The organism is Mycobacterium sp., from assembly GCF_046330795.1.
In the GTDB taxonomy this organism is placed as follows: domain Bacteria; phylum Actinomycetota; class Actinomycetes; order Mycobacteriales; family Mycobacteriaceae; genus Mycobacterium.
The window spans coordinates 178,842-192,711 of sequence record NZ_JAXLSA010000002.1 but is presented as its reverse complement, the minus strand read 5'-3'; the positions used below and the strand labels follow the sequence as shown (position 1 = coordinate 192,711).

The 13,870-nt window shown below is 68.7% G+C and carries 14 protein-coding genes; 6 read left to right on the top strand and 8 right to left on the bottom strand.

The features are described from left to right. The first annotated feature begins 29 nt into the window (after positions 1-29). The 3 genes from U0R18_RS08165 to U0R18_RS08155 are packed head-to-tail and all read left to right on the top strand — an operon-like array spanning position 30 to position 3,409. A complete protein-coding gene (locus U0R18_RS08165; protein WP_526367712.1) occupies positions 30-1,178 on the top strand; it encodes an NAD(P)/FAD-dependent oxidoreductase in 1,149 nt (382 codons plus the stop codon). Then, complete coding sequence (locus tag U0R18_RS08160) at positions 1,175-2,065, top strand: RNA polymerase sigma-70 factor (RefSeq protein ID WP_526367711.1); 891 nt, start codon at positions 1,175-1,177, stop codon at positions 2,063-2,065. Before U0R18_RS08165 ends, U0R18_RS08160 begins: the two co-directional genes overlap by 4 nt. Before the next feature lie 24 nt (positions 2,066-2,089). After that, positions 2,090-3,409 (top strand): aminodeoxychorismate synthase component I, encoded by a 1,320-nt coding sequence (locus U0R18_RS08155; protein ID WP_526367710.1) that lies wholly within the window; start codon positions 2,090-2,092, stop codon positions 3,407-3,409. On the opposite strand, the gene rsmI is transcribed toward U0R18_RS08155, so the two are convergent. After that, on the bottom strand, positions 3,315-4,154 hold the full coding sequence (gene rsmI / locus U0R18_RS08150; RefSeq protein WP_526367709.1) for a 16S rRNA (cytidine(1402)-2'-O)-methyltransferase: 840 nt from the start codon (positions 4,152-4,154) through the stop codon (positions 3,315-3,317). The genes U0R18_RS08155 and rsmI overlap by 95 nt on opposite strands. A 35-nt stretch (positions 4,155-4,189) precedes the next feature. Here rsmI and U0R18_RS08145 point away from each other — a divergent pair, with 35 nt between their 5' ends. Next, positions 4,190-5,731: a dolichyl-phosphate-mannose--protein mannosyltransferase gene (locus U0R18_RS08145; RefSeq protein WP_526367708.1), complete on the top strand. Its 1,542-nt coding sequence runs from the start codon at positions 4,190-4,192 to the stop codon at positions 5,729-5,731. Positions 5,732-5,738: 7 nt separating this feature from the next. Here U0R18_RS08145 and U0R18_RS08140 read toward each other — a convergent pair whose 3' ends face one another. Continuing rightward, positions 5,739-6,941 carry an arginine deiminase gene (locus U0R18_RS08140; RefSeq protein WP_526367707.1) on the bottom strand — a complete coding sequence of 401 codons (1,203 nt, stop codon included), beginning with the start codon at positions 6,939-6,941 and terminating at the stop codon, positions 5,739-5,741. 68 nt (positions 6,942-7,009) lie between these two features. Here U0R18_RS08140 and U0R18_RS08135 point away from each other — a divergent pair, with 68 nt between their 5' ends. Next, positions 7,010-7,603 (top strand): alpha-ketoglutarate-dependent dioxygenase AlkB, encoded by a 594-nt coding sequence (locus U0R18_RS08135; RefSeq protein WP_526367706.1) that lies wholly within the window; start codon positions 7,010-7,012, stop codon positions 7,601-7,603. On the opposite strand, the gene U0R18_RS08130 is transcribed toward U0R18_RS08135, so the two are convergent. Genes U0R18_RS08130 through U0R18_RS08120 form a run of 3 tightly spaced genes read right to left on the bottom strand, consistent with a single transcriptional unit; the run spans position 7,600 to position 10,589 of the window. Beyond that, complete coding sequence (locus U0R18_RS08130) at positions 7,600-8,241, bottom strand: DUF5642 family protein (RefSeq protein ID WP_526368255.1); 642 nt, start codon at positions 8,239-8,241, stop codon at positions 7,600-7,602. The genes U0R18_RS08135 and U0R18_RS08130 overlap by 4 nt on opposite strands. A gap of 24 nt (positions 8,242-8,265) precedes the next feature. Beyond that, positions 8,266-8,763 (bottom strand): TspO/MBR family protein, encoded by a 498-nt coding sequence (locus tag U0R18_RS08125; protein WP_526367705.1) that lies wholly within the window; start codon positions 8,761-8,763, stop codon positions 8,266-8,268. Positions 8,764-8,804: 41 nt separating this feature from the next. After that, positions 8,805-10,589, bottom strand: a complete 1,785-nt coding sequence (locus U0R18_RS08120) for a PE-PPE domain-containing protein (protein ID WP_526367704.1) — start codon at positions 10,587-10,589, stop codon at positions 8,805-8,807. A gap of 313 nt (positions 10,590-10,902) precedes the next feature. On the opposite strand from U0R18_RS08120, the gene lpqN reads away from it, so the two are divergent. Further along, entirely contained in the window at positions 10,903-11,613 is a 711-nt protein-coding gene (gene lpqN, locus U0R18_RS08115) for an envelope biogenesis lipoprotein LpqN (RefSeq protein WP_526367703.1), read from the top strand. A gap of 20 nt (positions 11,614-11,633) precedes the next feature. Here the strand turns inward: lpqN and U0R18_RS08110 are convergent, their stop codons facing one another. The 3 genes from U0R18_RS08110 to U0R18_RS08100 are packed head-to-tail and all read right to left on the bottom strand — an operon-like array spanning position 11,634 to position 13,784. After that, positions 11,634-12,455, bottom strand: a complete 822-nt coding sequence (locus tag U0R18_RS08110; protein ID WP_526367702.1) for a shikimate 5-dehydrogenase — start codon at positions 12,453-12,455, stop codon at positions 11,634-11,636. A 1-nt stretch (position 12,456) separates the two neighbouring features. After that, the gene (gene pat / locus U0R18_RS08105) at positions 12,457-13,452 is read right to left on the bottom strand and encodes an acetyltransferase Pat (RefSeq protein ID WP_526367701.1); all 996 of its coding nucleotides are present in this window, start codon (positions 13,450-13,452) and stop codon (positions 12,457-12,459) included. A 53-nt stretch (positions 13,453-13,505) separates the two neighbouring features. Continuing rightward, on the bottom strand, positions 13,506-13,784 hold the full coding sequence (locus U0R18_RS08100; protein ID WP_526367700.1) for a DivIVA domain-containing protein: 279 nt from the start codon (positions 13,782-13,784) through the stop codon (positions 13,506-13,508). Positions 13,785-13,870 lie beyond the last annotated feature (86 nt).

Genomic DNA, 13,870 nt, shown 5'->3' with positions numbered 1-13,870 from the left:
AGGGCACAACCCCGACAGAAGGAGACACCATGGCCGAGAAGAACACCCACGTCGTCGTCATCGGCGGGGGTTATGCCGGTGTGCTGGCGGCCAACCGGTTGCAGCGCCGCGCCGATGTCACCCTGATCAACCCGCGGCCCGAGTTCGTCGAGCGGATCCGGCTGCATCAGCTGGCCGCGGCCAATCACACCGCGACGCTGCGCTACGCCGACGTCCTGGGCCCCGGCGTCCGCCTGGTGATGGACGCCGCCGAACGGATCGACGTGCCGGGCCGGCGAATCCTGTTGGCCTCGGGCGACCAGGTCGGCTACGACTATCTGATCTACGCGGTGGGCAGCACCGGTGCGGTGCCCGAATTCGCCTACGGCCTTTCCGAACTCGAGGACGCGCAGCGGCTGCGGGACCGGCTCGCCGAACTGCCGCCCGGGGCTCCCGTCGTCGTGGTCGGCGCCGGCCTGACCGGCATCGAGACCGCGGCCGAACTCGCTGGCGAGGGCCGCACGGTCAGCCTGGTCGGCACGCTCGGGCCCTCGCTGGCGCCATCAGGGCGCCGGTCGGTGGCCAAGCGACTACACGCTCTCGGGGTCGACGTCGTCGGCGCCGTCGAGGTCTGCACCGTCGCCGACGGCCACGTGACGTTGTCGGACGGCCGGACGCTGCCCAGTGCGGCAACGGTGTGGACCGCGGGCTTCGGCGTGCCTGGTCTGGCCGCGGTCAGCGGGCTGAGCACCGATGAGCTGGGCCGGTTGCGCACCGATGAGACGCTGACCAGCATCGACGACCCACGCATCGTGGCGGCCGGGGATGCCGCGGCGCCCTCCGGGCTGCCACTGCGGATGAGCTGCCAGGCCGCGATGCCGATGGGCGCCCAGGCCGCGCAGACCGTGCTCGCCCGCATCGCGGGCGCCGAACCGGCGGTGCTGAACCAGGCGTTCGCATCGCAATGCATCAGCCTGGGCCGCACGGCTGGGACCGTTCAGTTCGCCCACGCCGATGACCGCCCGCGCTCGCTGTACCTCGGCGGACGAACCGCGGCCTTCGTCAAGGAGAAGATCTGCCACTACACCGTGGCGGCGCTGCGGCGCGAAGCCGCCGAACCCGGCGCGTACACCTGGTTCAAGAGCGGCTGGCGGCGGGATCGACTGGCGGCGCCCAGTGCGACAGCGATAGCGCGATGACGCCCGACGAACACGCGGGCCGGTTCACCGCGCTGCGCCCTCTGCTGTTCACCATCGCCTACGAAATCCTCGGCAGCGCAACCGAATCCGACGATGTGCTGCAGGAGAGCTACCTGCGCTGGGCCGACGTCGAGCTGTCGAAGGTCCAGGACACCAAGGCGTATCTGGCGCGGCTGGTCACCCGTCAGGCGCTCAACGCGCTGCGCGCGACCGCGCGTCGCCGCGAAACGTACGTCGGGCCGTGGCTGCCCGAACCGTTGCTGCTCGACGAATCCGATCCGGCCGACGACATGGTGCTGGCCGATTCGGTGTCGATGGCGATGATGGTGGTGCTCGAGACGCTGGGCCCGGACGAACGCGCGGTGTTCGTCCTGCGCGAGGTATTCGGATTCGACTACGACGAGATCGCCGCGGCCGTAGGGAAATCCACCGCCGCGGTGCGCCAGATTGCGCATCGGTCCCGCGAGCACGTGCAGGCCCGGCGGCGACGCTTCGCACCCGCCGACCCGCAACAGTCGATGGAGGTGACGCTGCGGTTCTTCGCGGCCGCGTCCACCGGGGACCTGGACGGCCTGCTGGCGCTCCTGGCACCGGATGTGGTGTGGACCGCCGACAGCGACGGCAAGGTCAGTGCGGCGCGGCGGCCGGTCGCCGGCGCCGACAACGTCGCCCGCCTGGTATTGGGCCTGATCCGGTTGGGCGGACCCGATGGCCGCGCCGAGATCGCGGTGTACAACAACGCGCCCGCGGTGGTGCTCTACCTCGGCGATCACCTCGAAGGTGTGGTCAGTGTGGATATCGTGGACGGACGGATCGCGAACTTCTACGCGATGCGCAACCCGGAGAAGCTGGCGGGGGTGACGGTCGCCCGCCGAGTGCGCCGGTAGGAGCTGATCTGCCAAGCTGATGCGATGCGCATCGACGCCCTCGGCCTGCTCGGCAGCCCGGCCGGGGTGGTGCGCGCCGTCGGCGCCGCCGCGGCCCGGGCGGGTCTGCCACCGCCGGCGGCCCTGACCGGTGAGTGGTTCGGCTCGCGGGCCCTCATCGCCCCCAGCCTGTCCGCCCAGCCCTGCGCCGAGAGTGCGTGTTGGTCCGCCGACACTCCGCTCGGAGCGGACTTCTACGCACCCTCGCGCAACCCGGACGGGTCGGTGGGCGGTGGCTGGTTCGGCTACCTGTCCTACCCCGACGGCGCGGGGGCCCGGATACCCGAGGCGGCCGGCGGATGGACGGACTGCGTGCTCCGGTGCGACTCGGACGGCGCATGGTGGTACGAATCCCTCACCGGCGCAACGATTCCCGATTGGTTGCGCGCCGCCATGCAGACCGCTGCCCGGCCCCGGCCGTGGCACATCGACTGGACACCGCCCGACCGCACCGCCCACCGGACCGGGGTGCGGGCCTGCCTGGCGGCCATCGAGACGGGCGAGGTCTACCAGGCGTGCGTCTGCACGCAGTTCACCGGACTGCTCACGGGTTCGTCCCTGGACTTCTTCGCCGACGCCGTCGCGGCCACCGGGCCGGCCCGCGGTGCCTACATGGCAGGCGCCTGGGGCGCGGTCGCGTCGTTGTCACCCGAGCTGTTCCTGCGGCGCGCGGGCGCGACGCTGGCCTCCAGCCCGATCAAGGGCACCCTGCCCGCGCACGCCGACCCGGCCACGCTGCGGGCCTCCGTCAAGGACGTCGCCGAGAACATCATGATCGTCGACCTGGTCCGCAACGATTTGGGTCGCGTCGCGGACATCGGATCGGTCACGGTGCCCGAGCTGCTGGCCGTCAAACCCGCGCCCGGGGTGTGGCATCTGGTGTCGACGGTGTCGGCCCGGGTGGATCCCCACCTGACGATGCACGACGTGCTGGCTGCGGCATTTCCACCGGCATCCGTCACCGGAACACCGAAACACCGTGCCCGCCAACTTCTTTCACAATGGGAGCCACACTCCCGCGGCGTCTACTGCGGCGCGGTCGGGCTGACCTCACCAATCGCGGGCACCGAGCTGAACGTCGCCATCCGCACGGTCGAATTCGACGCGGCGGGCCGCGCGGTGCTCGGGGTGGGCGGCGGGATCACCGCCGATTCCGATCCGGACACCGAATGGCAGGAATGCCTCGACAAGGCCGCGGCCACCGTGGGGCTCACCCCTGGCGCGAACGCAGAACCGCGTCGTAGAGCTCACGCCTCGACGGCGCACCCGGATTCGCGGCGATCACCCGCGCACACGCATCCTTGACGCCCATCCCCTCGTCGGTCAATGCCTGAACCTGCGTCACCAACATCTCGACGTCGGCGCGGGGCTGGGCCCCGGCGACCACGACGGTGATCTCCCCGAGCACGCCGCCGGCCGCCCATTCGGCCAGCTCACCGAACGTGCCGCGGACGATCTCCTCATGGGTCTTCGTCAGCTCCCGACAAACCGCAGCGCGCCGCTCGGCGCCGAGCACCTCGACGGCGTCGCCCAGGCACTCGGCCAGCCGCCGGGGCGACTCGAAGAACACCCAGGTGCGTTGTTCGCCGGCCAGCGACTCCAGCCAGCTGCGCCGCGCGGCCTGCTTGCGGGGCGCGAAACCCTCGAAGCAGAACCGGTCGGCGGGCAGCCCGGACACGGCCAACGCCGTCGTCACCGCCGACGGCCCGGGCAGGCACGTCACCCCGATGCCCGCCTCGACGCAGGCCACCACCAGCCGGTAGCCCGGGTCGCTGATGGACGGCATCCCGGCGTCCGTCACCGCCAGGACCGTGGCACCGGTGGTCAGCTCGTCGACCAGGACGGGCACCCGCGCGGCCTCGTTCTGGTCGAACAGGCTCACGATCCGGCCGGTGATCCGCACACCCAGCGCCTGCGCCAGCGTCCGCACCCGGCGGGTGTCCTCGGCGGCCACGATGTCGGCCGCACCGAGCGCCTCGACGAGGCGGGGCGAGGCGTCCCCCGGCTGGCCCAGCGGCGTGGCAGCCAGCAACAGTCGGCCGGCATTCATGGAATGCAAGCCTACGGTCCGTAACATGGGCGCCGATGACCGCTCCCACCGCTGCCCCGGAGCGCGCCGCACCGATGATCAGCCCCGGCCCGCTCGCCCCCGTCGCCGATTTCGGGCCCACCGATCGCCTCAATGGCTGGATCATGACGGCCGTCGTGAGCGCGCTGGCCGCCGTCACCCGTTTCCTCAACCTGCAGTCGCCCACCGACGCCGGCACGCCGATCTTCGACGAGAAGCACTACGCGCCGCAGGCCTGGCAGATGCTGCACAACTCCGGCATCGAGGACAACCCGGGCTTCGGCCTGGTGGTGCATCCGCCCCTGGGCAAACAGTTGATCGCGATCGGCGAGGCGGTCTTCGGCTACAACGGCTTCGGCTGGCGGTTCAGCGTCGCGCTGCTCGGTGTGGTCATGGTCGCCATCGTGGCCCGCACGGTGCGCCGGATCAGCCGCTCCACGCTGATCGGCGGCATCGCGGGGCTGTTGCTGATCGCCGACGGCGTCACGTTCGTCGCGTCGCGCACCGCCCTGCTCGACGGCGTCCAGGTGTTCTTCATCGTCGCGGCATTCGGCGCGCTGATCGTGGACCGCGACGACGTCCGGGCCCGGCTGCACATCGCTCTGCTCGACGGCCGGATCGACGAGACCGACTGGGGGCCGCGCCTCGGCGTGCGCTGGTGGCGTTTCGGTGCGGGTGTGCTGCTCGGAATGGCCTGTGCCACAAAGTGGTCCGGTCTGTACTTCGTGGTGTTCTTCGGCCTGATGTCGGTGGCGATGGACGTCGTCGCGCGCCGCCAGTACCGGGTGCCGCGGCCCTGGCTGGGTGCACTGCGCCGCGATGTCGGTCCGGCGCTGTACGCGCTCGTGCTGATCCCCTTCGGGGTCTATCTGGCGTCGTACTCGATGTGGTTCGCCTCCGAGACCGGGGTGGACCGCTACGAGGTGGGGCACTCGATCGGCCCGCGCGCCTGGTACCAGCCGCCAGACGCGATCCGCTCGTTGTGGCACTACACGGCCAAGGCCTACGACTTCCATTCCGGGCTCACCAATTCGGCCGGCAATCACCACCCGTGGGAATCCAAACCGTGGCTGTGGCCGATGTCGTTGCGGCCGGTGCTCTACGCGATCGACCAGCAGAATGTGGCCGGCTGCGGCGCGCAGTCCTGCGTGAAGGCCGTGCTGCTGGTGGGCACTCCGGCAATGTGGTGGCTGGCGGTGCCCGTCCTGCTGTACAGCGCCTGGCGGGTCGTGGCGCGGCGGGATTGGCGATATGCGGTGGTGCTCGTGGGTTACGGCGCCGGCTGGTTGCCGTGGTTCGGCGACATCGACCGTCAGATGTATTTCTTCTACGCCGTGGCCATGGCGCCGTTCCTGGTGATGGCGATCGCCCTGATCTGTGGCGACATTCTCTACCGGCCCGGCCAGGGTCCGGAACGGCGCACCCTCGGCACACTCGCGGTGTGTTTGTACGTGGCGCTGGTCATCACGAATTTCGTGTGGCTGTTCCCCGTGCTGACCGGAATGCCGATCTCGCAGCAGACCTGGAACATGGAGATCTGGCTGCCGTCCTGGCGTTGACCCGCCGTTACAGCGCGTCCCTGGCGATGGGGCACGACATTCCGCGTGGTCCGCCCCGACCGGTCGCCAGCTCCGACGCCGCGAGCCGCAGCACCTCGATACCCGAATCCTCCAGGCGCGCATTGGTTTGCGCGTTGCGCTCATAGGCGACGACGACCCCGGGGGCCAGCGCGAGGGTGTTGTTGCCGTCGTCCCACTGTTCGCGGCCGGCGATGACGGGATCCAGTCCGGTGCCGATCACCCGGAGCTCGGGGATGCCCATGGCCTCGGCGGCCGCCGCCACGAACGGCCGTTCCGCGGAGATGTCCAGACCGGCCTGCGACCGGTGCACGGTGACCGCGGTGAGGGAATCGGCGATGTCGGGATTCATCACGACGGCGTCGGTGTCGACCATGGTGCAGATGGTGTCGAGGTGCATCTGTTCGCGCCCGCGCCCGATGGCCACCGCCAGCACGGTGTGCGCCAATTGGTCGTCGAAGAGGCTGCGCACCAACGATTCCGCGCCCGCCGGTGTGGTCCGCTCCCCCACCCCGACGGCCACCACTCCGGGGGCCAGCAGCAACACGTCGCCACCCTCCACCGGCGCCGACCGTGACTCGAAGGCGCGCCGGACGCCGCGGAATCGCGGATGGTGCGCGTACACCAGGTCGGTCAACGACGACTCCCGCATCCGCGCCGAGAGCGCGAGCGAGGTGATCACCACCCGGGGACCGATCCAGAACGACGAATCGCGGGTGAACAGCAGGTTGGGCAGCGGGTCGATGACGAAGTCGGCGCCGTGGTGCAATCGGCGCACCAACGAGGATTCGTTGTGCGGCAACGGAAGTTCGGCGAATGTCATCCCCGCCATCAGGACATGTGCCAGCTCGGCCGGTTCCAGGGTGCGCAGGTATGCCGACAGTTCCTGCGCCAGCGGCGGTCCCAGCCGGTGGCTGTCCACCGCCGCGGAAATGCCGTGCATCCGGGCCGCGCCGCTGTGCAGCGCTTCGGCCACCAGATCGCCGAGCAGCAGGACCTCGACCCCCCGGGAGCGCAGCAGTGCGGCGAAGTTGTCGTGTTCTTCCTGCGCGCGCGCCACCCACGGCAGACCGTCGAAGAGCAGCCGGTCGTTGTTGCGCGGGGTCAGCCGCTGCAATTCCGGACCGGGTCGGTGCAGGATCGCCACCCGCAGCCGACCGACCTCCGAATCCACACCCAGCTCAGCAGTCACAGCTAGCACCGTAGCGTGACCGCGTTCCTCCCCTTGGAATCGAACGTCTGTGCGATAAGCTGTGGGGTGTGTCGCTTCCGGTCCAGGAGTCGCTGTTCGACCACTCCGAGCGTCGCCACCTCAGGCACGGGGCCTGGGTGGACGTGCGCTCCGGCTGGCTGACGACACCGACCCTGTTCGACGAACTGCTGGCCGCCATCCCGTGGCGCGCGGAGCGTCGGCAGATGTACGACCGGGTGCTCGACGTCCCCCGGCTGGTCAGCTTTCACGACCTGCTGCGCGACGAGGCCCCGCATCCGGCGCTCAAGCAGATCCGCCGCCGGCTCAACGACATCTACGCCGGCGAATTGGGCGAGCCGTTCACCACCGCCGGGCTGTGCCTGTACCGCGACGGCAACGACAGCGTGGCCTGGCACGGCGACACCATCGGCCGATCCGCCGTCGAGGACACCATGGTGGCCGTGCTGAGCCTGGGCGCCACCCGCACGTTCGCGCTGCGGCCGCGGGGCGGCGGCACGGCCCTGCGGATCCGCCACCATCACGGCGACCTGCTGGTGATGGGCGGTTCCTGCCAGCGCACCTGGGAGCACGCGATCCCGAAGACGGCGCGGCCCAGCGGGCCGCGGATCAGCATCCAGTTCCGCCCGCGCGGCGTGCGTTAGGACTTGCCGCGGATGGCGTCCACCGCGGCCACCAGCAGGTCTTCGGCGCGCTTGAAATCCACCGGCGCCACCGGCTGATTGGGTGCCAGCACGGGGTTGGCGGTCACCATCACCTGGAACTTGCCGAAGTACGCGCGATAGCTGTACAGCTCGCCGGTCTGGTTCTGCCCGTCGCGTTGGATGTTCACGGTCCGGTGAACGCCCAAGGTCTGCGCACCCTCGATATGCGGGGTGGGCACCGTCTCGACGACACCGTTCATCCCGTTGCCGGTGAAGGTGATCTTCTTGCAGTCGTCACTGGGTTCGACGACCGGCAGCGGTTCATTGGTCTCGATCGCGATGGTGATGAACCGGTTCCCGTCACCTTCCGCGGTGACCGCGGTCATGTTGCCCTTGGCGTCGGAGGGCACCTGTGGGGTCTTGACGTAGTCACTGCAGTTGGCGGGATCGATCGTCATGCCGTCCGGCAGCTTCTGCCCGGTCATGGTCTTGGGATCGATCCCGGACTTCGGGATGTCACTGATGCGGTATTGCGGACCGAAGAAGGACTTCAGGTCGGACAGTTTGGTGATGTCGGCGGTCTGCTCGTCCGACGAGCAGGCAGCCAACAGTGCCGCCGCGGTGACGGCGAGCAACATTGCGGATCTGGGCACGCAGCAAATCTACCGGACGGAGCTGCGGCGGCGGTTGAGCCGCCAGATATCGGCGGTCATGACGGTCGCAAAGGTGCACCAGGCCGGATACGGGGTAAGTGCCAGTCCCGCAACAGGATTGGCGCGTGCGGTACGCCGGGCCAGATCGGCGCTGCTGAGTGCCAACGCGGCCGCGGCGACGGTCGACGGGCCGAGCTTGTGCGCCTTGAAGAACAGCCAGCTCCAGGAGGCGTTGAGGGCGAGATTGGTTCCCAGGGCCACGCCGTAGCGGCGACGTTCGTCGTCATCGCCGTTGTCCGCCAACCGATCCAGCGTGCCGGCCGAGGTGGTGGCGATGGTGGCGTACAGCGCCGTCCATGCCACCGGGAACACGGCATCGGGCGGTACGTAGCCCGGTTTGACCAGCGACGGATACCAGGTCTTGACACCTTGGGCGCTGCTGACGCTCCCGACGACGGCGGCAGCAGCGGTGGCCAGTGACGTTGCGATCAACGTGGACGCGCGCATGGTGCGACCACTACCCGCATCCGGCTGCGGCGAAACTCCGGCTACGCCGCAGCGGACGCGCCCGAGCTGGAGCTGCTGCTCGACGAGGAGCTGGAGCTGCTGGACGTGGAGCTCGAGCTGCTGGATGACGACGGAGTGGAAGCGCTCTTGTCCGTGGTCGACTGATCGGCGGCCTTCGTCGTGTCGTCAGACGTGGTGGTGTCGTCCGTTTTCGTCGTGTCGTCGGACTTCGTGGTGTCGTCGGACTTCGTGGTGTCGTCAGACTTCGTCGTGTCGTCGGACTTGGTCGTGTCGTCAGACGTGGTGGTGTCGTCCGTCTTGGTCGTGTCGTCGACCTTCGTGGTGTCGTCGGTGGTCGTCGTCGTATCCGTGGTGGTGGACGCGGCCGGAGTGGTGGGCGCCGCGGTGCTGGCGGCCGGCGTCTCGGTGGCCGCAGCCGCGGTGGCATCCGTGGTGGGTGTGTCCACCAGCGACGAGGCCACTGCGGCGGCCTTATCGGCAAGCGCGGAGTCGCTGCTCTCGTCGGTGGATGTCAGCGAGAAGCTCTTCGCCGTCGCCGTTAGATCGCTGGTGGTCTGCGGCACTGCCGGCGTCGCGACGTCCACGGTCGGGAGCGTGATGCCGCCCGCACCGAACGTGTTGGCGGTGGTGCCGAACGGCCGGAAGTTGGGGTTGTTGAACAGCGTGGAGATGCCGTCGTCCATGCCGACGAAGACGGAGCTGATCAGGTTGCCGGCGACCTTGAACAGGTCGATGTTCGGCCCGAAGATCTGGCCGGTGGTGGGCGTGCCCGCGTCGGTCTCGCGGTCGTAGCCGAGCTCGACCAGCACGCGCAGCGGCGCGTCGATGACCTTCAGCAGCGGCAGCGGGACGAACAGCTCGAGCGGGATCAGCATCGGCAGGACCGGCGTCGAGATCATGTAGTAGTGGGTGTCACCGGTCTGCCCCTGGTCCAGGTAGCCGGTGCCGGCGTCGGACGTGTTGAAGTAGTCCAGGTGCAGGAACAGCAGGCCCATCAGGGCGTTGTAGTCCGCCAGCAGGTTCAGCGGGTACTTCGGGAAATCGGCGAAGAAGTCGTACTGACGGGCGATGTCGGCGGTGGGATAGAGGAACTTGTCGCCGACGACCGGGCTGTCGGTGGGGCTGGACCCGTTGAAGCTGATGTTGGCGATCGGGAAGTACCAGGGGGTGAACCGCTCCAGCAGACCGCCGTTGGGCCGGTTGGGGTTACCGATGAACGTGAAGTTGATGTCCTGCGGGGCGGACTCGGGGTTGTCCTTGTACTTCTCGATCAGCGCGGCCTTCACCTGCGAGGCGGCGGTGGCGCTCTGCGAGTACCCGAAGACCGAGAAGCTGTTCGAGTCGCCGGCCTCGCCGTCGGGGTAGATGTGCGAGACGCAGGTCGACGGGCTGGTCAGGCAGTTGGTCAACTGCGCGGCGCCGGTCGCGACGGAGGCATCGAAGGTGCGGCTGCCGATGAACGGCCAGATCTCGTTGGGGTTCCACACCACCTTGGTGGTGAGGCCATCATCGCCCTCGGGCAGGTTGGGGATGATGTAGTGGTCGAGAACGTCCTTGACGTAGCCGGCGGGCTGACCGTTGCTGTCGGTCAGACCCCACTGTGCGAACGGGTAGCTGGGCAGGCCGTCGACGTCGGCATCCCGAACGTAGGGGTTCACGAACGGCTGTCCGGTACCACCCATGATCAGCGCCGTCGTGCCCATGAGCCCGACGCCGACCGCGGCCGGCGGCGCCCACATGAGCGCCATGACCGACGTCCCCACGAATCCGTTGACGATCAGGGCACGCGATGCCTTACCGACCATTCGACTGACCTCCACCCCACTCGATGTCCGGCACCGGCGCGTTTGCCGGCAACCGCAGATTCGGCGCAGGACTCCGATTCTGCAAGACAAGACTCCGTGCACTTTATACATATCGTGGCGTAGGACACCAACTGAATCGGAACCTTCCACAGTTTGCGCAGGTGCGGCGCACACGGCCCACGATACCCACCGGGCGCGATTCCCGGGTGGCTTGCCCAACCGGCTCTCGACGGATTCGGTTACTGTCATCTGGCTGCGACTTCGCGGCACGAACGCCCGCGCCAGGCGTGCGCCGGAAGGAGACACGTTCCGAATGATGCGAATCACCGCGGTGTCCGGGGCAGGCATTGCTGCGGTCGCCCTCACGCTGACCCTGGCCGCCTGCGGCTCGGACACCAAGACCGAGGAGAAGGCGACCTCCACGACGTCCGCCGAGTCGGCGACATCCGCACCCTCACCCGCGCCCGAGTCCACGTCCCCGGCGCCCACATCGGGCGCTCCGGCCGCCGCCGGGGAGACCCTCGACGACTACATCGCCAAGAACGGGATCCAGAAGACCGTCATCCGGCGCGGGGAACCGGGCCCGACGATCGACCTGCCCACCCCGCAGGGCTGGGCCGTCGCCGAACCCAGCGACGACGACCCGTACGGCGGCCTGGTCTACAGCGGAGCGGTCAGCAAGGACAAGCCGCCGCGGATCCGGGCCAGCCTCTACAAGCTCACCGGCAACGTGGACGAGGCAAAAGTGCTGGAGCTGGCACCGGCCGCACTGAAGAGTCTCCCGAACTTCCAGGCGCTGGGCTCGCCCGGTGACGCCCAGCTGAGCGGGTTCAAGGCTTCCCAGGTCGGCGGCAGCTACGTCAAGAACGGCGACTCATGGCTGGTGGCCCAGAAGACCACGGTCATTCCGACCGACGGCGGCGTGTACGTGTTCCAGCTGAACGCCGAGGGCCTCGAGAGCGACATGCCCGTCCTGATGGACGGCACCACCGTCATCGACAAGCAGACCAAGATCACCCCCTGACGGAGCGGCCCCGCTGTCGATCAGGCCCGCGAGTACGCCGACGCCTCGGCGACCTGCTCGGCGGTGGGGCGCACCCCGGTATAGCGCTCGAATTGTTCGGCCGCCTGTAACGCGATCACTTCCGCTCCGGTGATCACCTGCTTGCCGGCCCGGCGGGCCGCCACGATCAGCGGGGTCTCGGCCGGCATCGCCACGACGTCGAACACCGTGTCCGCTTGCGACACAGCCTCATCGGAAAATGGGCTGTCGAATTCCTCTGGGCCACCGGCCATTCCGACCGGCGTCACATTCACCAGGATCGACGCCGCCGCACCCCCGGCGTGCGGCCGCCAGTGATAGCCGAGCTGGTCGGCCAGTTCGGGACCGGCGGTCGGGTTGCGGGCGACCACGACGCCGTCGTGAAATCCGTTGTCCCGGAAGGCCGCACCAACCGCCTTGGCCATTCCGCCGCTACCGTGGATCAGAACCGATCGAGCGGGATCGAGATGGTGTTCGACGATGAGGCGCTGCACCGCGATGTAGTCGGTGTTCGACGCCGACAGCACGCCGCCGTCATTGACGACCGTGTTCACCGAACGGATCGCCAGCGCCGAGCGCTCCACCTCGTCGACCAGATCGAGCACGGCCTCCTTGAACGGCATGGACACCGAACACCCGCGAATACCCAGCGCCCGCACACCGCCGATGGCGGCCGCGATGTCGGTGGTGGTGAACGCCTTGTAGATGAAGTCCAGACCGAGCTGGTCGTAGAGATAGTTGTGGAACCGGGTGCCGATGTTGCTGGGCCGGGCGGCCAGCGAGATGCACAACGTCGTGTCCTTGTTCAGCGGGGGTCGGCCCATTTCAGCTCAGCGCCCCGTACACCTGCCGCGCGGCATCGCGGATGCGGTCCTTGAGGTCGGCGGGCAGTCTGACCTCGCGAACCTCCTGCACCTCGATCACCGTCGTCACCACACCGATGTCCTCCCGCTCCCACTTCGCACCGTACTTGTCCAGGATCGCGCGCATCGGCAGGTTGTCGGAAAGCACACGCGCAGTGAACTTCTCGATACCCGCGACGCTCGCGGCCAGCATCAGCGCCTTCATCAGGAAGGAACCGACGCCGCGGCCCTGGTATTCGTCCCCGACGATGAAGGCGATCTCGGCGGCCGTGCGATCGTCTTCGTCGCGGACGAAGCGGACGTCACCGACCATACCGTCCTCGAGATCGCAGAGCACCCAGGCGAAGTGGTTCACATAGTCGACCTCGAACAGATACGCCTTGAGCGACGAGGACAATTCGCGCGGCGACATGAACCGGCGGAACACCGTTTCCGCCGAGAACTCGACCGCGCCCCGCTCGGCCCGCGCACTGTCGCCGGGCAGCACCGGACGCAGCAGCAATATGGTGCCATCGGCGAGATGGATCGGGATCGGATTGATGAACGCGGCCATTCGCTGGCGCGCCGTCCGCACCAACGTGTTGAGGACACCGGGAAGCTCGATCAGCGTGTCGAAGGCGTCATCGCGGCCGACCCAGCCCGTGACCTCACCGGCCGCCAGGACCGTCGCGACCCGCGGTCCGCGCCGCAACAGCGCGATCTCGCCGATCAGCTGACCGGCCTCGATCGTCATCCGCAGGGTCTGGCCGTCGGCGTTGATGCGCTCGACGAGGCCGCTGCCGGTGGCGATGATCAGGAACGAGTGCGCCGTCTCCCCCTGCCGCATGAGCACCTCACCGTCACCGGCGCGCAACGGCTCGAGCAGCGCCGCCAGCGGATACAGATCAGCGGGGAAGCAGTCCGCGAACACCGACAGGTTCGACAGTTCGGCGGCACGCGCGGTTATCCACTCGGCCACCTCGTCGTCCTCCCGTCACGGATTCTGATGTCCCCCAACGCCATTGGACATCACTACGAGCTGGGCAGCGCGTCGACCGCGGCCGCCACCCGGGTCAGCAACTCATCGACGGACGCGATGTCGTAGCCACGCTTGAGCACCGACGACCTGGGGAATCTGATGCCACGGACGTCGGCGGCGCTGAGGTGACCACGGCCGTCGAGCCGGCGGGCGACCAGCTGCAGGAAGTCGTTGACCGACTTCTCGTCGTACCCCCTCCTGCCCACCGGCGTCTTCGGGAGAACGACCTCGCGAACATCCTGAGCCGTTACGCTCCCCGCGGCCTGCGTCATGCCGCCAATCGTACGGGCGGGGCCTCGGGCGCACGACCAAAACACCCTGCCGGGCCGCCTCGTCGAGGGCTACGATCCAGGTGACG

What these genes read in the sequence shown, in the direction of transcription:
- U0R18_RS08155 (WP_526367710.1), top strand. Translation starts at nt 2,090, where the DNA reads ATGCGCATCGACGCCCTCGGCCTGCTCGGCAGCCCGGCCGGGGTGGTG.
- U0R18_RS08110 (WP_526367702.1), bottom strand. Translation starts at nt 12,455, where the DNA reads ATGGGCCGACCCCCGCTGAACAAGGACACGACGTTGTGCATCTCGCTG.
- U0R18_RS08165 (WP_526367712.1), top strand. Translation starts at nt 30, where the DNA reads ATGGCCGAGAAGAACACCCACGTCGTCGTCATCGGCGGGGGTTATGCC.
- U0R18_RS08120 (WP_526367704.1), bottom strand. Translation starts at nt 10,589, where the DNA reads ATGGTCGGTAAGGCATCGCGTGCCCTGATCGTCAACGGATTCGTGGGG.
- U0R18_RS08130 (WP_526368255.1), bottom strand. Translation starts at nt 8,241, where the DNA reads ATGTTGCTCGCCGTCACCGCGGCGGCACTGTTGGCTGCCTGCTCGTCG.
- U0R18_RS08145 (WP_526367708.1), top strand. Translation starts at nt 4,190, where the DNA reads ATGACCGCTCCCACCGCTGCCCCGGAGCGCGCCGCACCGATGATCAGC.
- rsmI (WP_526367709.1), bottom strand. Translation starts at nt 4,154, where the DNA reads ATGAATGCCGGCCGACTGTTGCTGGCTGCCACGCCGCTGGGCCAGCCG.
- U0R18_RS08100 (WP_526367700.1), bottom strand. Translation starts at nt 13,784, where the DNA reads ATGACGCAGGCCGCGGGGAGCGTAACGGCTCAGGATGTTCGCGAGGTC.
- U0R18_RS08160 (WP_526367711.1), top strand. Translation starts at nt 1,175, where the DNA reads ATGACGCCCGACGAACACGCGGGCCGGTTCACCGCGCTGCGCCCTCTG.
- U0R18_RS08125 (WP_526367705.1), bottom strand. Translation starts at nt 8,763, where the DNA reads ATGCGCGCGTCCACGTTGATCGCAACGTCACTGGCCACCGCTGCTGCC.
- lpqN (WP_526367703.1), top strand. Translation starts at nt 10,903, where the DNA reads ATGATGCGAATCACCGCGGTGTCCGGGGCAGGCATTGCTGCGGTCGCC.